Raw genomic sequence first — 20,323 nt, forward strand, 5'->3', positions numbered from 1 at the left:
CGTTGTCACCTCCGTTCCTTTTACTAGCCATTATTTCAATACGTGTATATCACGATAAAATGCCGTTACTCTTTTTTTCACTTCATCAACTGGCTCGAGTACAACATAATGTTTTCCGTTCGTAAGGAAAATCATCGTATCTGGCGTTGCCTCAATCTTTTCGATATAAACTGCGTTTAGCGTAAAAGGTTCTTTGTTTAGTTTCGTAAGGGTAATCATAAGAACAGAACGAGCCGAGAAAGGGAACCTTCCTCAGCTCTTACCTCCTATCGTTTTAAGTTGACGATTTCTTGAAGGATTTCATCTGAGGTGGTGATGACTCTTGAGTTAGCCTGGAACCCTCGCTGCGCAACGATCATTTCCGTAAACTCTTCTGTAAGGTCAACGTTCGACATTTCAAGCTGGCCGGAAACGACGCGGGATGCTTCTGGTAGACCTGGATCGAAATCGCCTGATTTAGGGGTTTCCATATACATTGATCCTCCGTCTTTTGATAAGCCTGACGGATTGCTTACTGTTCCCATGCTTATTTTCTTATAAAACGTAGGTTCACCGTCCGCACCAATCATACTGATCTCACCTTGTCGGTTGATCGTAAAAGGTCCGTCTAGCTCAATCTTCTGATTATCTTCGCCGAGAACGAAGTATCCTTGTGATGTAACGAGCTCACTATCGTTGTTCACATAAAAATTCCCTGACCTTGTGAGAAGATCTGTCTCTGTCGTTCCATTGTCTGTCGTGATTTCACGTCTTACTCGGAAGTAGCCATCTCCTTCAATAGAAAGATCCGTCTGCACGCCAGTCGTCATAAACGACCCCGTTGTGTGTAACGTATCGATCGATCCTTCTGTTACCCCGAGTCCCACTTGCGTTGAGTTAACCTGTCTATCCCCCATGTTTTGGCTGAGCAAATCCTGAAACATCACGCGGCTTTTCTTAAATCCTACCGTGTTTACGTTTGCGATATTATTACCGATGACATCTAACTTTGTATTAAAGCCCTTCATACCTGATACACCTGAATACATAGAACGTAGCATGTGTTTTCCCCCTAGATTATAAGTCGCTGCTTCAATCGGTCCACAGCGTTAGGCCTCCAATTGGTCCAGCCTTTTAAATGATGAGTGCAGAATCGATCTTTGTTACGATTTGATTTTCCATCCGGTCTTGCTTCATCGCAGTGATAACCTTGTTGTTCTTCACACTTACTACAAAAGCAAGGTCTTTCATAAGCAGAAGTGAATCTTGAGCTCCTTTTTCACGAGCCGTTTCAACGCCTTCATTCAGCTTTTTCAGCTGAACATCAGATAGCGAGATACCTTGCTGTGACAATCGTTCTTTTGCATGATGACTGAAGGATACTGGTTTATGTAAGGATTTCTTCAGCTGTTCTGCAAATGCCGACGCCTTCTTTTTTGGGGCTATGAGCGGTTGATTAGGATGGTACCTCTCATGGACGTGTATCTTCGTCATCTCACTCCCCCGTTTCAATTCGTTCTAACGAAGAGATGTTCACCTGTTTTCCATCTTGAAGTTCTGCAAGAATAGCGCCTTCTTTGTACACTACTGCCGATACCTTCCCAGCACTTAGTACTTCGTTCTCTTTCCACTTCACCGTTTTTCCAATGAGATGAGCATGATCGGTTATTGAACTCTGCATTTGATTGTTTACAAATTGCGTGAGTGAACTGTTCATATTCGTCATTTGCTCAAGAGAACTGAACTGAGCCATCTGTCCGATAAATTCAGTATCTTGCATTGGCTTCATGGGATCCTGGTTGCCTAACTGTGCTACTAAGATTTTGAGAAAGTCATCCTTCCCGAGTTGTCCAGGCAGCTGCGGACGCTGTTGAGCAGATGTAGTTGCATTAGTAACTGAGCCTGTATTCATACCACCCCTCCTAAACGGAATAATTTATTCCCATCGTCTCTTCCTGTTCATGCTCATGAGTGACGACTGGATTTTCTTCAACTTCATACTGACCGGACTGTTTCTCCCGGCGATTTCCCTGCCCAAACTGGCGTTGTCCCTGCTGCTGACTTTGTTGGTCATGCAAGAGTGATTGCGTTGACTGCTGCACGACTTCTACTTTGTCGAGCTGAATCCCTTGCTGCACGAACGTTTGTCGCAGCTGATGTAACTGTCCCTCGATCATTTCTTTCGCTGCTGCAGTGGAAGTCGCGATTTGGGCTGTTACTTTTCCATCCACCGTCGATAATCGAATATCAAGCTGCCCTAGGTTTTCAGGAGAAAGCTTGATACGAAGCTGCGATTCTTTTCCGTTCTTCATCACTTGCATTCGTTCTAATAGCTGACTGAACTCACTTGTGAATTGGCGAGCTTTGATCACGGGCGTTTCTTCTTTCACCGTTGTCTGCGTAAGCGTTTCGTTTGGTTTAACTTGAATTTGCTCATTTTCTTCAGGTATTCGAACTGTAGCGGGTTCGAGCGGAGCAGCTTGCTCTTGATTCATCGTTTTACCGGTCAAAGAACTTAAATCGATACCGTTTCGCTTTAAGAAAAGATGAAGTTCTGACTGCGATTGTTTTAGTAACGCAGGCTCTGTTTCAGCCAATTTCATCACCTTCACGTTAGCTTCAGATTCTTCACTTGTATTTGACGTACTTAAGGTTGGGAGACTTTTCTGCTGTGCTGATTCAAACTTGAGCAATTCTTCTCTTGTAAATCCATGTACCCCCACTTCAGAAGACCCATTCCCTTTCCAGCTTCCTAAAAGGAGTTGCTTAAGCTTTGGGTTATCCGCCAACTTTTCCATTAACTGAATCGCTTGTGCGTGTGAGTTGCTAGGTCTGGTTTCGCCTGAATCGAGTGATGGCTCTTCGGGTACTGATTCTGCAGGTTCTACTTCTGGAGGTAAATTCACACTTTTCTTTTCCAAGGTCTTTCCATCGGCAAGCATCGTCAATAGCTTCTCAAAATTAGAATTGCCCTTTGCGGTCTCGCCTTTATTTGCAGGAGCTTTTGTTCCATTCATAAGGGGTTGAATCGTATTACTCACATTTTCACCTCCTTTTAAACTCAATCGGCTAACTCTGCTACATAGGTAGACGAAACCGATTCATCCATTTCTGAAAGAATGAGCGTCCGCTTCGATTCGTTGAGTGCAGAAAGGATTCCAATAGCAACTTCTTTTTCCTCTTTCACTTCGCTCATCGCTTCTAAAATGCCGGCTGCTTTCGTTTCTTCCATATCCTCCATTTGCTTTGCGAGATCTTCGATCGGTATCGAACTTTCTTTCCGTTCGATCGCATTCATCAGTAGGGAGAGCCTTTCCTGCATTGCAGCTACCTCTGGTTGTTCTGCTTGATCAAGGTCTCTTAGAGCAATCGTAATATCGGCAGCGATCGCTGTGTTCATTTTCCCGAGAATCGCAGCCTTTTCAGTACTCCCCATCCTATCGAGCAGGAGCGCCGCTTCACTTAAAGTTAGCTTCTCGATGATTGCCGCTGACTTGGATGGCGTCATCCCTTCGTACATAGAGGCGAGGTTTTGCTGTTTTTGTTCTAGATCCTCCGCATCTTTTGCGTTTTGTTCCATTTCATTCGTTAGTTTTTTCATTTGACTCTCGTAATCAGAGATTTCGCTTTTTTGCTCTTGCACCGTTCGAGTTAGTCTCTCGATCTCTTGCTCTTGTTCTGCGATTTTTTTCTCGAGATTAGGCGCTTGCTCATCGTCGTCTAGCTCTGCCGCAAACGTATTCTGGATAAACGCGAGTGGTTTTTCACTAACGGTCGAAGCGATTGCCTTGAGGTCATAGCCCATAAACGGAAGAATGATCAACAGTACCGTCACTACGAAAGTAAGCGGCAGAAGAATGTTATGTATGATGACTTCTTTGATCGATGTGGTCGTCCGCTTCTTTCGCACTTTTTTCACCCTTTCTACGCGCTAGCCATTCTTCAATTGCAAGTAAGCTCTAACTGTATTGAAGCTGTCCAATTCGTTCTGTTCGATAATTTTAATTTCGCGGTTGTGTTCTTCACGTCGCTTTTCCTTGATCGACTGCCACGTCTTTTCTTCTTTTACCTTCTCAGCTAAGTTTTCTTGATGACCTGACACCTGCTCATCTAATTGTCTGAGAGCCTCTTTCTTTTCATTGAGCTTTTGATCCCAAAAGGAAACGTGCGCTTCTTCTTCGATCAATTCAGTAACGGAAAGACCTTCAAACTGCCTTTTTTCAAGGGTTTCACGGAAGCTATTCACTTTCTGTTCGAGCATCGCTATTTCTTGTTCAAGATTGCTCTGAACTTTCAAGGTCTCCGCCATCTCGAGCTGCACTTGTTCTTTTTCGTTTTCTTTCATATCGAGAATGCGCTGAAACGGAAATTTGTAAATCGCTAATCACCCTTTCCAAACTTTGATAGAAGCCGCTCCTGACTCTCTTGAAATGTTGCTGATTCGTCTGTTCCTTGTTTGATGTATCTCTCGATCTCTGAATGGCTTGCGATCGCTTTATCAACATTGCTGTTAGTACCTGATTTATAAGCACCAATATTGATAAGGTCTTCAGAAGAGTTGTAAACAGAAAGAAGTCGCTTCAATTCATTTGCTGCTTCCATATGTTCAGGAGGTACGATCTCCTTCATCACCCTACTTACACTTTGTGAAACGTTAATCGCAGGGTACTGTCCTTTTTGTGCGAGCTTTCGATCTAGCACAATGTGACCATCAAGGATCCCGCGAACGGCATCTGCAATCGGTTCGTTCATATCGTCACCATCGACGAGAACTGTATAAAAGGCAGTGATCGATCCATGATGTGACGTTCCTGATCGTTCTAACAATTTTGGTAATAATGCAAAAACACTAGGTGTATACCCCTTACTGGTAGGCGGTTCACCGATCGCGAGCCCGACTTCACGCTGAGCCATCGCAAATCGCGTAACGGAATCCATCATCAGCATGACGTTCTTGCCTTCATCACGGAAATACTCAGCGATCGAGGTTGCAGTGAGCGCCCCTTTTATCCTCTGAAGTGGGGATTGATCAGAAGTTGCTACGACGATCACAGATTTCTTGAGACCTTCTTCACCAAGGTCACGTTCGATAAAATCTCGAACTTCTCGTCCACGTTCACCGATAAGCGCGATGACGTTCACATCAGCTTCAGAGTTTCGTGCTGCCATTCCCATAAGCGTACTCTTCCCAACACCACTTCCAGCAAAGATGCCGATTCTCTGACCATGTCCAACAGTAAGCAGCCCATCGATCGCTCTGACTCCGAGCTGAAAAGGTGTCGAAATTCTTGGTCTTGTCATCGGGTTTGGCGGCTGTCTGTTCGTAGTGACTGATTTAAGCCCACTAGGTAGTAGGGTTTCATCTAGTGGTTTTCCTCTACCGTCAAGAATACTCCCGAGAATCGAATACCCTACCTTCACCTCTAACGGTTGTCCCGTTGCAACAACGAGGCAACCTGGTCCAATTTCTGAAAGATCATCCATCGGCATGAGGAGAACTCGGTTTTCTCGAAATCCTACGACTTCTGCCTCGATCGGGGTGTGACCTGGACCTGGATGTAGATAGCAAAGCTCACCCATCTTCACTTCAGGGCCCATCGATTCAATGGTCAATCCGATCACCTGCGTTACTTTTCCATACTTTTGAACGGATTGAATCGATTCAAGGTGAGAAAGATAACGATCCACGTTAATGCCCATCGGTATCATTCTCCTCAAATAGTGCAAATAGCTCCTTCTTGATCTCCTTTAGCTGACTGTGTATGGAAATGTCATAACTTCCGCTCGGAGTATGGATCATTCCGGAGCCGGGCGGGAGATCACTCATCGGAACAAGTTTTAAGCTCGCATGACCATCAAGCTGTTTCTCGAGTTCTTCCACCATAGGTGTTATATGAGCATAATCTTCAACTGAAACGTGAAGAACAACTTCCCCTCGGTCCTGAACCGTTTGCAGCGTCTTTCTGACCATCTCAGAAATCGACTCAGGGTGTTGTTTCAATTCATTCAGCATGACCTTCTTTGCAATCGCAGTACTGAGTGAGAGTAGGAACGGCTCAGCACTTTGGATCAATTCATCTCTTTTCTTGTAGGCTTCGGTTAGAACCGATTCCATTTCTTTTCGTTTTTCTTGAAGCTCGAACTGTACTTGTTGGAGACCAGCCTGGTAGCCTGCTTCAAACCCTTTATCTTCAGCTGCCCTGTACTTCTGTTCAGCGAGCTTTTCCCACTCTTCTTCCTTTTGTAGCTGCTTCTGTTCTAGACTCGATAACACGTGATCTTCTTCATTCTGTAACCTCGTTCGAATCGTGTGGTATTGATCTTCGAGTCGGATCATCTGTTGTAGTAATTGAGATTTCTTTTCTTCGACTGTTGATTTCCGTGATTGCAGCACCCTCTGTTTCTTAGGTTCTACGATGTCTCGTTGACCGATTACTTTCGGTGCATCGTCTACCCCTTTATACGACTTTGGAATGATATTAGACAATCACATCATCTCCTCCACCACGTGCGATCACGATGTCCCCTGTATCTTCTAGGTAACGAATGACAGAAACGACGCGTGTTTGAGCTTCTTCCACTTCGCTAAGACGCAGCGGGCCCATCAATTCGAGTTCTTCTTTTACTGTTTCCACTCGTCTGTTGGACATGTTTCGGAAGATGAGGTCTTTCACTTCTTCGCTAGCAACCTTAAGTGCGATCGATAGATCATCATCCTTCACTTCACTTATCACAAGTCTGATCGAACGATCATCGAGTAGAACGATGTCTTCAAAGACGAACATCCGCTGCTTGATTTCTTCAGCAAGCTTCGGATCGTCCTTCTCGAGAGCACTTAGAATCGTTCTTTCTGTACTACGATCAACGCCGCTCAGTACTTCTACGATCGATTCAACCCCACCAGTAAACGTGTAATCCTGTGAGCCGCTCGCATTTAATTTTCTTTCGATGATGTCTTCTAGCTTAGTGATCACTTCTGGTGACGTACTTTCCATCAAAGCGATTCGCCTAGCGACATCCGCCTGTCGTTCTTGAGGAAGAGCCGACAAGATCTTCGATGACTGCTGCGCATCCAAATACGAAAGAATAAGCGCGATCGTTTGAGGATGCTCTTGTTGAACGATGTTTAAAATTTGCTCTGGATCTGCTTTCCTTGCGAATGCAAAAGGCTTCACCTGTGTATTCGACTGCAAACGCGCAAGGATTTCCTCAGCTTTCTTCGGGCCAAGTGCTTCCACTAACACGTGTCTTGCAAAATCAATACCACCTGCAGCAATATAGTCTTTCGCTTTAACCATATGGATGAATTCATCCATTATGTTTTCACGATCTGCCGACTCGACCCTATTCAGTTCAGAGATCCCTAATGCTAGTTTATCGATCTCCTTCTCAGTCAAAAGCTTGAACGTTTGAATCGAGAGTTCAGGACCGAGAGATGTAAGTAAAATTGCTGCTTTTTGTGTCCCAGATATTTCTTTTGTTTTACTCACGCCACCGCTCCTCCTAATCTTCGTTCATCCATACTCTTAGTAACTTAACAAAGTCCTCTGGATTTTCTTTTGCGAGTTTTTCAATTTCATCTTTACCCATGATCACTTCAGGTGTCAGGTCGACTTCCTTTTCTTCTTCTTCACGAGGTAGATAGTGATCTTCCGATTCACTCGGTGCATACGTTCGTTCGAACTCCTCGTATTCTTCTTCACGCTTTCCTCTTCGGCGGAAGAGGAGCATCGTACCGGTTATAAGAAGAATGCCTACACCTGCTCCAGCTGCGTAAATCGCCCATGGCGGGAGAATGTCTAGAGTACTAGAGAAAAAGTTCTTTTCAGGCGCAACATAGCCAGGTTTTCCTCTAAATTCATTTGCAAATACCGAGATTCGATCTTCTAGATCGGCATCTTCAAGGGGTACGTCACTTCCACTCAAGGAAGTACGGACAACATTTTTTAGTACGGTGCGAATATCTTCTATATGTGCTGCTGTAAGCGACGTCATGTCGTCTGCGATCGGAGGTTCAACACCGACGTTGATCGTAACATCATCGATCACATAAGGACTTTCTTCGATTTCTTTATGGATTCGATTGACTTCTCGATTGATGCGTTCTTCGACCTTTTCGTACGATCCATCGCCCTCGGCATCAGGATCATCAGCATTATAGTTCGGAATCTCACCCTCGGCAGTTCCTGTACCGTCAGTAGCAACATCAGGATTACCCGAGTAGGTTTCCATGATTTTTTCAACGCTGATATCGATTCCTTCGCCTGTTTCTTCATCTACAGGTTCAACTAAATCTTCAACACGCTTTTCTTTTGTGAAATCGACGCTCGTCATGACAGATACGACTACTTTGTCTTGACCGAGAAGTAATCCAAGCATTTGTTGAAGGTCTTTTTGCATGTCTTTTTCGATATCACGGCGAATCTGCTCCTGCTGCTGATACGCTGTGAGGGAAGAGTCAACTTTACTTTCACCATAATCAAAAGATGAGCCGTTCTGGTCCATCACGACGATGTTTTCGATCGGAAGGTTCGGAACACTCTTACTGATCACATGGTAAAGGCCGTTCACTTGTCCCTGATCGAGATTGAAACCAGGCTCTCTTGTCACCACGACCGATGCAGTTGCTACATCGCCTTCTTCATTTAGCCAAACACTATCTTTTGGTAAGGTGATCATGACTTTGGATTGCTGAATGCCATCGATCTGTTCGATCAGGTAACTCAGTTCATTTTGCATCGCATCTCGTTCGACAACATCGAAATGCTTATCGGTCATTCCCATCCCCATGTTTTCGCTAAAGATACTGTAGTTAACATTACCGCTTTTCGGAATACCCTCAGCTGCCAGGCTCACTTTCAAATCTGAAGCTTCTGCTTTCGGGACGCTGATCGTTGTTCCATCAGACGAAACTTCTACTGCGATTCCTCTCTGCTCGATCGCTCCTTTGATCTCACCAGCCTCCGTTGGAGTGAGATTGGAATAAATTGGCGTCAAATTAGGTTTAGACATCCAAAAAACGAGGAAAGAAAGAAGTAGGAGTGTTACTAGAAACGTCCCACCTATCAACCATTTTGTTTTAGAGGAATAACTACTCCACGTCTCGCCCCAGCGGCTTTTCATTTTTAGTAATTGTTCATTCATCTGCCATCCATCCCTGAAGAACTACATTTGCATACGCATGATTTCTTGATAAGATTCGATCACCTTGTTTCGAACCTGTACAGTTAAATTAAGTGAAAGAGAAGCTTTTTGAGCTGCGATCATCACCTCATGAACGTTCTGTACCTCGCCTGTTACGAGCTTTTTTGACATCTGTTCGGATTCAACTTGATTCTTGTTCACCTGCTGAATCGCATCTTTTAACATGCTTCCAAAATCCCCTGTAGCTTCCTTTGGTTGAGATGAATTAGGAGCTTGAAGCGTTGGGCTTTGAAGCGCATTGATCGTGTTCATTTATTTCCTCCCAAATAGCTATTAAACTATTTCCCAAGTTCAAGGGCTTTCATATACATACTTTTCGTTGCGTTTAGAGCCGTCACGTTTGCTTCATAAGACCTTGAAGCCGACATAAGATCGGCCATTTCCTTCACCATATCAACGTTAGGCATTTCCACATACCCATCTTCATTTGCATCTGGATGAGTCGGTTGATAAACAAGCTTGTTCGGTGCTCGGTCCTCGGTTATTTCGGATACTTTCACTCCAGAAGAAGATGAATTCCTCTGCCCCATCGCAGATTGAAGCTGACTCTCAAAAGAGTTTTCTTGAAGTTGAACGACTTTTCTCTTATACGGTTGCCATTCACCATCTACTAGCTCTCCCCGAGTCGTTTCAGCGTTGGCAATGTTGGACGAAACGACATCCATTCGTAAACGATTTGCTGTAAGACCAGAAGCACTCGTATTGAATCCATTAAACAATTTCATTTCGTTCAGCTCCCTCGAATAGCAGTTTGCAGATCACGAAACTGGCTGTTTGTTTTCTCGATCATCGAATTGTACCAGAGCTGGTTCTTGGCGAGCTCTGCCATCTCAACATCCATGTCGACGTTATTTTCATTTGATTTATTTAAGGTGTTTCGATCCGTTTTCACAGTGACGTTTGGTGATTGTTTTTCTGTACTAAAAGACACATGGTTGGGGTTTGATTTGTAGCTTTGGAAGCGCTGATTTACGGCCTCCTGTAGGTTATCCTGAAACGAAACGGTTTTCCGTTTGTAATTAGGGGTATCAACATTTGATATATTTGACGTTATTGTCCGCTGCTGAGTCATTGAAGCATTCAACGCATGTTGCATTGGATTTATCGATTGAAATACCTTCACGAAGCATTCCACACTCCTCATGAAATATTGGTTTATTTGTTAATATTTGGTAATCATTCCATAATCATCTTCATTCGACAATATTTTCTCTGTTTTTAGCATAGCACTGTCAAAATTAATAGTAAATGAGAGTTTTAACCTAATAAACTACTTTTTTCACTTATTTTTTCCAAAAATCAACGGTATAATGGAAATAATATCTATGAAATGATAGTTAAAAGGAACTATCTAGGAGGCTAGGAGGAAAAAATGTTTAGAGGAATGTACACTGCAACATCAGGAATGATGGCGAGTGAACGAAAACAGCACTACCTCACAAATAATTTATCGAATGCACAGACTCCGGGGTTTAAACAAGATCAAGCTGTCATTCGCTCTTTTCCTGAATATTTATTAAAAGAACGAAATACGGACTCTCTCAAAAATAATAAACAAGTGGGAGAACTCTCTCATGGTGTTTATACGCAAGAAGGGGTACCACTTTTCTCTAGCGGTACCTTGAAGGAAACAGGGAATAACACTGATTTTGCTTTGCTCGATGATCGCCTCCCGATAGATGAAGAAACCGGCCAGAAAGGGATCTCCCTTTTTGGAGTGCGAACAGATGATGATACGATTCGATATACAAGAAACGGGAACTTTACACTAAGCGATGACGGCTTCTTGGCTACGAGTGAGGGATATCGCGTTTTAAACGCGAACCTCGAGCCAATCCAACTATCCAGTGAACAATTTACATTAAGAGGCAGCAACCTGATCGAGGCAAACGGAAACGAGCAAGAGCTCTGGGTCGGATATACTGGTAATCCAGAAGGATTGACTCAACTTGGGAACGGAGTTTTCGAATGGTCTGGAGATGAAAATAATGCTCCTCGTGACATTCGAACTACTGAATTCAATAAGTTTACCGTCGAACAAGGATTTCTTGAAGGATCAAACGTCGACCTTACGACGACGATGACAGATATGCTCAACACGTACCGGATGTACGAGGCGAACCAGCGTGTCCTGCAAACCTATGATCAGAGTATCGACAAATCTGTTAATGATATCGGTAGAGTGTACTAGGAGGGTATTGAATGAACATCGGGATGTATAGTGCTTCTTCATCATTGAGCCAGACACAGAAGAAGATGGATACGATCGCAAACAATATCGCGAACGTGAACACAGTTGGTTATAAGAGACGGGAAGCAAGCTTTCAAAACCTCTTAACGCAGCAATATCAAAATAATACTGCCGAAGCAACGGAACCAGGACGACTCACCCCTGAAAACTTACGAGTTGGTTATGGGGCGAAGATTGCGATGACAAATCTCCGTACAGATCAAGGAGCTGCGAATGAAACAGGACGAAACCTCGATGTGATGTTAGAGGGAGAAAACGTCTACTTTCGAGTCCAAAATGGTGACAATGTTCATTACACAAGAGATGGTGCTTTCCAGCTTCAAAACACCGAGGATGGAAGGGTTAATCTTGTAAATAGCAACGGGAGCAATGTTCTCGATAAAAATGGAGATCCTATCTCATTTAGCAGCGAACCAACCAACATCGTCATCTCAGATTCTGGTGAGATAAGCGTTGAACCTACTAACGAAACGTTCGAGTTGAGCGTTGCTAGAATCGATCGTCCTCAATCACTGCTAAACGAAGGCGGGAACGAATTCCGACTGCGTGAAGGAGAAGGTGAGATCGCAGATATAGGATTTAATTTGAAACAAGGATTTCTAGAAATGTCCAACGTTGATCTTGCGAATGAAACGACAGAGATGATCACCACTCAGCGACTTTTACAGTTCCAAAGCCGAGCGATGAAAATGGCAGATGAAATGATGGGACTTGCGAATACGATCAAGCGATAACAAAAACACTCATCCGCGTTGGATGAGTGTTTTTTATCTGAGAAAATCCATTAGAGAAGGCTGAATGATTTTTGCACTCGATGCTAGTGAAGCCTGGTATACACTTTCTTCAGACTTCAGCTTCATGATCGCCTCCGCAATATCCACATCTTCGTTTTTGGAAACAAGCTTTTGCAGCGAAACGTTTTCTTCCTTAAGGCGCTGTGACAAGCTTTCCACTCTCGATTGCTTTGCTCCAAGAGAGGTCCACTTGTTGAGCACTTGCTCGGATCCTTTTTCAATTTGACCGATCGCACTTTGCAGAGCATCTCCATCACCACTTTTTAGTGCGGTAGATAAAGCGTCGAGAGACTTAAACAGGTTGTTTTCTCCACCAAAAACTTCACCTGCATGGACGTTGATCGTCATCGAACTAAACGGGGATAAACGCTGTTTGAGTGATTGGTTATCGTGAGTGATGTCACCAAATGCGCTTATTTCAATCGCCTGATCTGTTTTCTGTCCATTGAAGATGAATTTCCCGTCAAGTTTCGCATTGGCAAGATTTTTTAACTCATCCCGAAGTTGATCGATTTCTTTACCCATGTTCTCCAGTTCGTCAGGTGAATTAATTCCACTCGCACCCTGCAGACCAACTTCATTCGCCCGTTGAAGAAGGTCAGATACACTGCTCAATGACTGCTCTGTTACTTCTAACCAGGACTGTGCGTAATCCGCATTTCGCTCAAACTGTACGTTGTTCGCAAGCTCTGATGAGAGCTTCAACGATTTTTCAGTTCCCATCGGATCATCAGAAGGTTTGTTAATTCGCTTTCCTGTCGATACTTCTTCATTCGCTCGCTCTAAGCGGGACAAGTTTCGATTCATCTGATTCGTAACATTTTGAGTTAACATTTGCTGTGTAATTCTCATCATATGACTCCTTTTCCCGTTAGACGCCCATTCGGTTGATGATCACATCTAGTATTTCGTCCGTTGTACTTACGTACCGAGCCGCTGCATTATACGCATGTTGAAACTGTACGAGGTTCGCCATCTCTTCGTCGAGAGAGACACCACTCACAGATAACCGGTTTGATTCGATTGACTGAAGAACCGTCTCATTGTTCCCAACAGTTCGCTCGGCAGACTGTGTTCTTGAACCGATATCTGAGATGAGCATGCTGTAAAAGTCGTTCGTCGTCGCATCGACTTGATCAGCTGAACCTGCTAAATCGAAAGATAGTGTTTTGTCTTTCAACTCGCTTATCTTTGCAGCGAGGTCGCCGTTACTTACCGTTCCCTCTGTTGAGGAAGCTGCTAGATTCGCTGGATTCGATTTCAAATCGCTCGATACACTTAGGCGTTCAAGGTAACTTCCATCACCTGTAGCTTCTGTGAATAGCGCTTTTCCCTGCTGCATCGTGCCATTCACTTTCACGAGCGAATACCCTGATTCTGCAAGGGTATTGATCTCAGGAGCTAGTTGCTCAAACACCGCGTTCAAATTTGTTTGGACATTTTTCGTCAACGCAGCAGCTTCTTCAAGACCCTTAAGCTTCCCCGCCTTCGGGTTAGCTGTATCGTAATTCACCTCGAGTGCACCGTTACTCTTCTCTGTTACGTCAACATCGATGAGGCTAGATAGTTCGTCGATCAGCTGATCACGCTTGTCCTTCACATCATTGGCGCCGTTCGTACGAACGACTTCCTTGTTCAATTCGTTGATCTGCTCTGACAACGAATCGATGTCTTTAAGAACCGCATCAGTCTGTGATTGCAGACTTTCTGATAGATTTTGAAGGTCTTTGTTAAATGCCTTCCCTTTATCCAGCACCTCTTCTGCCCGTGAAACAACGACAGATCGAGCAGCAAGGCTATCAGGGTTGGCTGAAAGATCTTCGAAAGCAGACCAGAGCTTGTTGAGGGACGCATTCAGTCCGTTTTCACCCGGCTCTGCTGACATCATCTCGATTTGCTGAAGTGTTTCTAGTTTCATAGATTCTGAGCCGAGCGCTGCATTTCGTTCCCGATACTGTGTATCGAGGTACTTTGAGCGGATCCGTTCGATGGACCCAACGCTAACACCCGTTCCGAGCTCAGAGGATGTGCCGCTCTGGTAAGGATTCGTAATCGACGACGTCGCCTCCATATTCACACGCTGTCTGGAATAACCTGGAGTGTTTGCGTTCGCGATATTATGACCAGTGGTCGATAGTGCCGTTTGCTGCGTATACAAACTTCTCCGTCCGATCTCTAACCCATGAAATGTAGACGTCATATTGTCACGTTCCTTTCTAAGCCTATGCTTTTGTGTCGAAGTACCCTCTTGGTGTGGATGATGCCGGTTTTTGATTTGGTCTTGAGTATGTAAGGGTTTGATCGGGCGATGCAGTCAAATGCCCGATCATATGATGAACGAACGCCATCGCGTCTTTTAGTAGAACATCGTTTTGTTCGTTCAACGTTTGTAATGCTACTGCCTTTTCTTTTAATGTGGTCGCTCTATTTTCGATCATTCTTCTAACGGCAGGGCTTAGCTTTGGCAGCACCTCTTTAAGCGTTCCCGATCCGCCAAGCTCCTCAACAAGTCCCTGCCGTTTTTCCTCTTCCGCGCTTAAGGCCTGCAGAAGCTCCCTTTCCGTCTTCATCAAATCTGATAAGCTGTTCACATTTCTTTCGATGAGCGCTTCTTGCTTCAGCTCTCCGAGTGATAGCAACTTCTCATGTAGAGTTATCATGTTGCTCATTGTAGCCAGTAATTGTTGCCCCATCGTGCTGCCTCCTGTTAAAACAACTGATCAAACAGTTTTTCGGCTGTTTTTTTACTGTCGACACTATACGTTCCATTTTCGATTTTCTTTTGAATTGCATCTAGTTTGGCTTCGCGCTTTTCTTCAGCCTTCATCGTATATAGTTCTCTCGCTTTGTTTGAGATTTGCAGCTCATCTTCACGAGGAGCTTTTTTTGCTTGCTCGACTTTTGTAACAGGATTGTGCTTTTTGTAAGGGTTAACAAATGGCGGTGCTGACGGTTTGTTAACGTTCAATCCGTTCACCCCTCTCCGATAATAGTAAAACTACTCCTATTCTATTATTCGTACCCTATTTTGAGCATCTTACCGTTAATATCGGAAAATTCTTTACAAAAGTTTACTATTTACTGAATTTTGAAATCAGTTACGAGTACTCGCTCGATCTCTCCATCTTGCAGGACTTCATTTATTTGTTCTCTGATGCTTGATTCGAACGTCTTGAGTCCTTCCGCGCCCTTCAGATCGTTTCTTGAAGAGTTTGCAAGTGTAGCAATAACGATTGACTTTAATTCTGGGATACGAACCTCTAGTTCGTGGTAGCTTTCTCCTCCGTCTGCTAATAAATTTAGCTGAACGACAGCATAGTGATCAGACAGTAGGTTCGTCGTGATCGGCTCCATGCTGTAGCTCCTTTCTGCTAGCTCCTCAGCAGTCGGTTCTTTCTCTTCCTGAGCAAGTACTTTTCCTAGATCGATATCTAGGAAGAATACTGCTGTTATGGCACCCCCTGCAACAACACCGAGAGTTGCCAAAATAATCAATAGGATACGTTTCATCTACTCTATTCACCTCAACTGTTAATTTTCAACATCGTAAGGCAGGATCAACACTTCTACGCGTCTATTTTTCGTTCTGCCTTTCTCACTGTCATTCGAGGCGACCGGACGATACTCTCCATAGCCTGTGAAACTAAAAAGCTGTGGATCTAGCTTACTGTTTTTTAAAAGCTCCGTCATAAAGTTCAGCGCTCGATCTGAGCTAAGATGCCAGTTCGACGGATACTGAGATGTCTTGATCGGTTTGTTATCTGTATGACCTGTCACAGTAATATTTCTCGCAGGATCTGTGACGAGAAAACGAGAGATTTCGCTTGCGATCCCCTTCGCATCATTCGTTAAGTAGGCTTGCCCGCTATTAAACAGCGCAGCTTCTTTTATCGTGATCAATAACCCTTCTTCGGTTAAACTCGTTTGTAAATACGAATCGAGGCTCTGTTTCGAAATATACTGATCGATTCGCTCTTTTAATTCTTGCAGATTATGAAGATCTTCCTCTAGCTTTTCTTCGTCTTCCTCTTCAGGCTGTTCCTCTACGTCTTCAGTATTCTCAACTTCTTCTGTTAACCCAACGAACGAATTATCTTCAGGCTCCATGACCGATGGCTCGCTTTCTAGTACACCGGTGCCTCCATTTAAAACTTCTTCAAACGATTTTGTGATCGCGGCATATTTTTTTGCGTCAACGGTACTCGCTGCGAATAGAACGATGAAAAGAGCCAGAAGCAGCGTGAGCATATCCGCATACGGGATGAGCCAGCTTTCATCGACGTGCTCGTCATGCTCGTCATGCCTTTTCTTACGCATCGGCACCTACCCCTTCTCCAACTTTGACGTCACTTGATTTCTTCATTTCATCAAGATTCCGTTCTTTCTCTGGAAGGTAGACGAGCAGTTTATCTTCTACCATCGTAGGTGTTGCGCCTGACTGTACCGCTAGCAAGCCTTCAAGCATGATCATCTTGATCTTCGCTTCCGCGTTCGACTTTCGTTTCAGCTTGTTCGCAAACGGATGCCACAGGACGTATCCTGTAAAGATTCCGAACAGCGTCGCAATGAATGCTGCAGCGATCGATTTTCCTAAAAGCTCCATATCACCGAGATGACTGAGTGCAGCGACAAGTCCTACGACGGCACCGAGAACACCAAGCGTCGGTGCATACGTTCCAGCTTGCGTGAAGATCCCCGCTCCTGCTTTATGTCGTTCTTTCATCGCTTCGATGTCTTCTACAAGGATCTCTTCGATAATTTCCCTAGAATGACCGTCGATGACCATTTGAAACCCTCTTCTTAGAAAATCATCTTCTAGTTTATCGAGGTTATCTTCTAGTGACAGCAAGCCATCTCGACGAGCGATCGTCGCCCACTCACGAAACATCGGAATGATTTCCTTAGCAGAAACTAACTTTTGATTCGTAAAAATAATCTTTAATAAAATCGGAAATTTTTTGATTTCGGAAAATGGAAAACCGATCAACAATGCTGCGGCTGTCCCGACAAAGATGATGACGAGGGCAGCTGGATTAAGTAGAGCAGCTGGATTGGCTCCCTTCAAAATCAACCCGCCTACGAGGACGGCAAAGCCGAGCAATAATCCGAACAAAGATGTTTTTTCCAATGCTTTCACCCTCTACACTGCTTATTTCTGTTCCATCGCTTCTTTCCAAGTATTTCGGAATTCTTCTGCTAGCTCTTCAACTTCTTGCAGCTTCTCAATATTGTTATTGATATTTGCAGACACGAGCTGCTCGATCATGAACGCGTATAACGAATCCATGGATTGAGAAAGGTCCATGTCCATATTGAGCGTTGCGCGAAGTTCTTCAAGAATGTTTTGTGCTTTGATAATATTTGTATGCTTGCCTTCCACATTGCCTTTTTTCATCGCGATCGCTGCCATCCGGATAAATTTAAGACATCCGTTGTACAGCATGAGCGTCAATTCCTGTGGAGAGGATGTAGTGACTGAATTTTGTTGATACGTTTGATAAGGATTTTGCATTGCCATCTAACGTTCCCCCTATTTTCTCTTATCGAAAAATGCGCCGTCTGTGTAAGCTTGTCCAGAGCTATATTTATTCGCTGCTGTCTTTCCTTGCTGCAAACGCCTCATCTGCTCAGAAAACGCTGCATAAAGATCGGATAGACGAGGTTGAATCGTTTCTTCAAGCGTACTCAACTGCTGAAGCATGAGCTGCTCTTCCTCTGTCCAGTCGGTACCTTCTTGCTTCATCGCTTTATCTAGAAGCTGGATCGTTTCTTCTCGTCGGTTGATCATGTTGTTGATCCCATCTAATTCATCAGGCCCGTTTTCATCCATCGAAGGATTCAGTCCATCGAGCGACTTTACGATTTGATTCGTCACAACGTGCATCTGATTCAGTGCATCAATTCTTTTCATTTCTACATCCCACCAAGTAAGTTTTGTTGTACCCACATGCTTTGCTGATTCATTTTATCCATCGCTGTTTCTAGCGCGGTAAACTGCTTCCAATAGCGGTCTTCGATAGAGCCGAGCTTATCTTCCCAGCGATCCATCTGCTGGTTGATGCTATCCAACCGTTTCGATAAGAAGCTATTATCGACAAGAACCCCAGGTGTGCCAGCCTTTTTACCGAGTTGATCGATCCCTTCGTTCACCTTCTCGTAGATTCGATCTCCGATTCCAGCGTCCCCTTTTGTAAAAAGGTTCATCACTTCCTCTGGCTTTTGTGAGATAGCCTCTTTCAACTTCGCTTCATCTATAAAAAGTTTTCCGCCATCACGATAAGACCCTGTATTGATGCCGATTTCAGATAGCATCGATAGTTCCCCAGCTGGAATACCATTTACAGGCGTCATCCAGGCACTGCGAAGGTCGCTTGCAATGCCTCTCACCGTTGCATCGCTTTGAAGTAATCCACTCTTCGCTTTCTCTTCCCAGAGCTCGATCTCTTTATCAGAAAGGTCCTCTCGCTGCGCATCTGTTAAAGGAGGAAAATCTCTATGGCGCTTTTCAGTAAGTAGCCCCTGTGTCTTCTCAATCAACTCGTTGTACTTTTCGACGAAAGATTTGATGCTTTCAAAAGAAGCATCAGGGTTGCTTTGAATCGATACTGTCGAAGCACCTTTTTCTGCAAGGTTAAGCTTTATATTGTTGATTGTTGTTTCGTTTGTTTTTAAGTTATTTACCGTGATGCCGTCGAAAGTGACCGAACCATACGAACCATTCGCAGTGGTTGCCCCTCCAAATAAGCGGTTTTCAACACCTGCATCACTAAAGTTCGAGAGAGTGATCGATTCATCTCCACCCATCGCTTTTGTTGATAGAAAAAAACGTGACGTTGTATCATCAAAGTTCGCTCTCATACCGAGCGTTTCACCAGTCTTATCATCTGTTGCCTCAGCAATCTTTGTAGCAAGACTTTTAAACGTATCTGCTGCCGTTATCGTGATCGTTGTTCCCTGCCCTTTTCCGTTCGTAAGGGTAAACGTTGTGTCGTTTGCGCCAGATTGCAGAACTCGATCAGTTCCTTTTGCTGCATCACCAGCTTCGTTCGTAACTGCCTGTGCTGACGTTAGCTTGGCACTCTCAGCAAGCCCGTTCACGACGACGGCATAAGACCCGGGTGCCGCAGTAGGTGTTGCTTCTGCCGTAACAGCAGCTCCGTTCGATGAACCTGCTTTATATGCGTTAAACGTTGACTGAAGTCTTAGCTTCGATGCAGCACTTCTCATGTCTGACATCATCGTGTTGAGTTCCCGATAAGAATCCTTCTGCCACTCAACGGTTTGTTTTTGCTGTGATAGTTTATCGAGCGGTATGCGTTCCGCCCTCATCAGATCTTTCACCATCTGATCGATATCCATTCCCGATGCAAGCCCGGAAATCCTCATGAACATCTCCTCCGTTCATCACTCATACACATACTATCGGCAAAGATCCGCCCGGTTTTAAGATGTAAATAGTACTATAAAAAAGAACCTTCGTTTGTGAAGGTTCTCAGCATTTTATATTTTTTGGTCCACCATAAAGCCAAGTAGTTCAGCAGTTGCCGCATATCGATCGAGAAAATCCTTTGACGGAATCTCTCTTATGACTTCATCACTCGTGCTATCGACGATTTGAACATAGAACTCATTCAACTTATCGTGCAGCTGAAATTTAAGGTTCGTTTTTACTGGCATAATGAAATCATTCAGCTGTTCGATCTGTTGAACGACCTGTTCCTTTGTGTGAACCTTTTCTTTCTGTTCCTTCTTCTCTTCTTTTAGTTCCTTGACTTCTTTACCTTCAGTGGGCTGTTGCACTTGCTTCCCTATACCAGGTATTTGATTTGAAATTAATTTTATTTCCATGGTCCGATCCCCTTCAATAAGAGTTACTTAAACCCGACCTCTAATGAGATTATTTCTTTATATCGATTGAACCTCCAAGATGAGGCTGTACCGACTGCTCCATCATCTTCACTAGTCCATTCGAATTTTCTTGTGCTTGATTCAAAGCTTTTTTGGTTAACGATACATCAACCTGCTGCTGGACCTTTGCTTGATTCAGCACCACCGAAAGCGCTGCAATATCCATATCACAACACACTCCCTTCGA

28 protein-coding genes are annotated in these 20,323 nt (G+C 44.1%); 2 read left to right on the forward strand and 26 right to left on the reverse strand.

Annotation, left to right across the window (positions count from 1 at the left end):
- Positions 1-30: 30 nt before the first annotated feature.
- The 14 genes from ACXAHI_RS11815 to flgB all read right to left on the reverse strand — a co-directional run bounded on the left by ACXAHI_RS11815 (position 31) and on the right by flgB (position 10,306).
- Positions 31-219, reverse strand: coding sequence for a flagellar FlbD family protein (locus tag ACXAHI_RS11815; RefSeq protein WP_474847914.1), 189 nt, complete (start codon positions 217-219; stop codon positions 31-33).
- Between the two features lie 47 nt (positions 220-266).
- Positions 267-1,040, reverse strand: a complete 774-nt coding sequence (locus tag ACXAHI_RS11820) for a flagellar hook-basal body complex protein (RefSeq protein ID WP_474847916.1) — start codon at positions 1,038-1,040, stop codon at positions 267-269.
- 73 nt (positions 1,041-1,113) lie between these two features.
- Complete coding sequence (locus ACXAHI_RS11825) at positions 1,114-1,473, reverse strand: TIGR02530 family flagellar biosynthesis protein (RefSeq protein WP_474847918.1); 360 nt, start codon at positions 1,471-1,473, stop codon at positions 1,114-1,116.
- A 1-nt stretch (position 1,474) separates the two neighbouring features.
- A complete protein-coding gene (flgD, locus tag ACXAHI_RS11830) occupies positions 1,475-1,891 on the reverse strand; it encodes a flagellar hook assembly protein FlgD (protein WP_474847920.1) in 417 nt (138 codons plus the stop codon).
- 10 nt (positions 1,892-1,901) lie between these two features.
- Positions 1,902-3,020, reverse strand: coding sequence for a flagellar hook-length control protein FliK (locus ACXAHI_RS11835; RefSeq protein WP_474847922.1), 1,119 nt, complete (start codon positions 3,018-3,020; stop codon positions 1,902-1,904).
- A gap of 20 nt (positions 3,021-3,040) precedes the next feature.
- Positions 3,041-3,889, reverse strand: a complete 849-nt coding sequence (locus tag ACXAHI_RS11840) for a MotE family protein (protein WP_474847924.1) — start codon at positions 3,887-3,889, stop codon at positions 3,041-3,043.
- Between the two features lie 21 nt (positions 3,890-3,910).
- Positions 3,911-4,357 carry a flagellar export protein FliJ gene (gene fliJ / locus ACXAHI_RS11845; RefSeq protein ID WP_474848154.1) on the reverse strand — a complete coding sequence of 149 codons (447 nt, stop codon included), beginning with the start codon at positions 4,355-4,357 and terminating at the stop codon, positions 3,911-3,913.
- A gap of 2 nt (positions 4,358-4,359) precedes the next feature.
- A complete protein-coding gene (fliI, locus tag ACXAHI_RS11850) occupies positions 4,360-5,679 on the reverse strand; it encodes a flagellar protein export ATPase FliI (protein WP_474847926.1) in 1,320 nt (439 codons plus the stop codon).
- Positions 5,669-6,466, reverse strand: a complete 798-nt coding sequence (locus ACXAHI_RS11855; RefSeq protein WP_474847928.1) for a FliH/SctL family protein — start codon at positions 6,464-6,466, stop codon at positions 5,669-5,671. Before ACXAHI_RS11855 ends, fliI begins: the two co-directional genes overlap by 11 nt.
- Positions 6,459-7,469: a flagellar motor switch protein FliG gene (gene fliG, locus ACXAHI_RS11860; protein WP_270180463.1), complete on the reverse strand. Its 1,011-nt coding sequence runs from the start codon at positions 7,467-7,469 to the stop codon at positions 6,459-6,461. Before fliG ends, ACXAHI_RS11855 begins: the two co-directional genes overlap by 8 nt.
- 13 nt (positions 7,470-7,482) lie before the next feature.
- A complete protein-coding gene (gene fliF, locus ACXAHI_RS11865; RefSeq protein ID WP_474847930.1) occupies positions 7,483-9,123 on the reverse strand; it encodes a flagellar basal-body MS-ring/collar protein FliF in 1,641 nt (546 codons plus the stop codon).
- A 21-nt stretch (positions 9,124-9,144) separates the two neighbouring features.
- A complete protein-coding gene (gene fliE / locus ACXAHI_RS11870; RefSeq protein ID WP_474847932.1) occupies positions 9,145-9,435 on the reverse strand; it encodes a flagellar hook-basal body complex protein FliE in 291 nt (96 codons plus the stop codon).
- A 26-nt stretch (positions 9,436-9,461) separates the two neighbouring features.
- Entirely contained in the window at positions 9,462-9,908 is a 447-nt protein-coding gene (flgC, locus tag ACXAHI_RS11875; RefSeq protein WP_474809913.1) for a flagellar basal body rod protein FlgC, read from the reverse strand.
- Between the two features lie 5 nt (positions 9,909-9,913).
- Positions 9,914-10,306, reverse strand: coding sequence for a flagellar basal body rod protein FlgB (gene flgB / locus ACXAHI_RS11880; protein WP_474847934.1), 393 nt, complete (start codon positions 10,304-10,306; stop codon positions 9,914-9,916).
- Between the two features lie 249 nt (positions 10,307-10,555).
- On the opposite strand from flgB, the gene ACXAHI_RS11885 reads away from it, so the two are divergent.
- A complete protein-coding gene (locus tag ACXAHI_RS11885; protein WP_474847936.1) occupies positions 10,556-11,374 on the forward strand; it encodes a flagellar hook-basal body protein in 819 nt (272 codons plus the stop codon).
- Between the two features lie 11 nt (positions 11,375-11,385).
- A complete protein-coding gene (locus ACXAHI_RS11890; RefSeq protein ID WP_474847938.1) occupies positions 11,386-12,168 on the forward strand; it encodes a flagellar hook-basal body protein in 783 nt (260 codons plus the stop codon).
- Between the two features lie 33 nt (positions 12,169-12,201).
- Here the strand turns inward: ACXAHI_RS11890 and flgL are convergent, their stop codons facing one another.
- The 12 genes from flgL to ACXAHI_RS11950 all read right to left on the reverse strand — a co-directional run bounded on the left by flgL (position 12,202) and on the right by ACXAHI_RS11950 (position 20,302).
- Positions 12,202-13,080 (reverse strand): flagellar hook-associated protein FlgL, encoded by an 879-nt coding sequence (gene flgL, locus ACXAHI_RS11895; protein ID WP_474847940.1) that lies wholly within the window; start codon positions 13,078-13,080, stop codon positions 12,202-12,204.
- A gap of 19 nt (positions 13,081-13,099) precedes the next feature.
- The gene (gene flgK / locus ACXAHI_RS11900; RefSeq protein ID WP_474847942.1) at positions 13,100-14,428 is read right to left on the reverse strand and encodes a flagellar hook-associated protein FlgK; all 1,329 of its coding nucleotides are present in this window, start codon (positions 14,426-14,428) and stop codon (positions 13,100-13,102) included.
- Positions 14,429-14,450: 22 nt separating this feature from the next.
- A complete protein-coding gene (locus ACXAHI_RS11905; RefSeq protein WP_474847944.1) occupies positions 14,451-14,921 on the reverse strand; it encodes a flagellar protein FlgN in 471 nt (156 codons plus the stop codon).
- Between the two features lie 14 nt (positions 14,922-14,935).
- Positions 14,936-15,196, reverse strand: coding sequence for a flagellar biosynthesis anti-sigma factor FlgM (gene flgM / locus ACXAHI_RS11910; protein WP_270180473.1), 261 nt, complete (start codon positions 15,194-15,196; stop codon positions 14,936-14,938).
- A 110-nt stretch (positions 15,197-15,306) separates the two neighbouring features.
- Positions 15,307-15,738, reverse strand: a complete 432-nt coding sequence (locus ACXAHI_RS11915; protein ID WP_474847946.1) for a flagellar basal body-associated FliL family protein — start codon at positions 15,736-15,738, stop codon at positions 15,307-15,309.
- A 21-nt stretch (positions 15,739-15,759) separates the two neighbouring features.
- Positions 15,760-16,545, reverse strand: coding sequence for a flagellar motor protein MotB (motB, locus tag ACXAHI_RS11920; protein ID WP_474847948.1), 786 nt, complete (start codon positions 16,543-16,545; stop codon positions 15,760-15,762).
- Entirely contained in the window at positions 16,538-17,356 is an 819-nt protein-coding gene (motA, locus tag ACXAHI_RS11925; protein ID WP_474809897.1) for a flagellar motor stator protein MotA, read from the reverse strand. Before motA ends, motB begins: the two co-directional genes overlap by 8 nt.
- A 21-nt stretch (positions 17,357-17,377) precedes the next feature.
- The gene (gene fliS, locus ACXAHI_RS11930; protein ID WP_474847950.1) at positions 17,378-17,746 is read right to left on the reverse strand and encodes a flagellar export chaperone FliS; all 369 of its coding nucleotides are present in this window, start codon (positions 17,744-17,746) and stop codon (positions 17,378-17,380) included.
- Positions 17,747-17,758: 12 nt separating this feature from the next.
- Positions 17,759-18,139, reverse strand: coding sequence for a flagellar protein FliT (gene fliT / locus ACXAHI_RS11935; RefSeq protein WP_474847952.1), 381 nt, complete (start codon positions 18,137-18,139; stop codon positions 17,759-17,761).
- 2 nt (positions 18,140-18,141) lie between these two features.
- On the reverse strand, positions 18,142-19,614 hold the full coding sequence (gene fliD, locus ACXAHI_RS11940; protein WP_474847954.1) for a flagellar filament capping protein FliD: 1,473 nt from the start codon (positions 19,612-19,614) through the stop codon (positions 18,142-18,144).
- A gap of 114 nt (positions 19,615-19,728) precedes the next feature.
- Positions 19,729-20,076 carry a flagellar protein FlaG gene (gene flaG / locus ACXAHI_RS11945; RefSeq protein ID WP_474847956.1) on the reverse strand — a complete coding sequence of 116 codons (348 nt, stop codon included), beginning with the start codon at positions 20,074-20,076 and terminating at the stop codon, positions 19,729-19,731.
- Between the two features lie 49 nt (positions 20,077-20,125).
- Positions 20,126-20,302, reverse strand: coding sequence for a YjfB family protein (locus tag ACXAHI_RS11950; protein ID WP_270180481.1), 177 nt, complete (start codon positions 20,300-20,302; stop codon positions 20,126-20,128).
- Positions 20,303-20,323: the final 21 nt, after the last annotated feature.

The sequence above is a fragment of the Anaerobacillus sp. ABD4_527 genome (genome assembly GCF_056160805.1).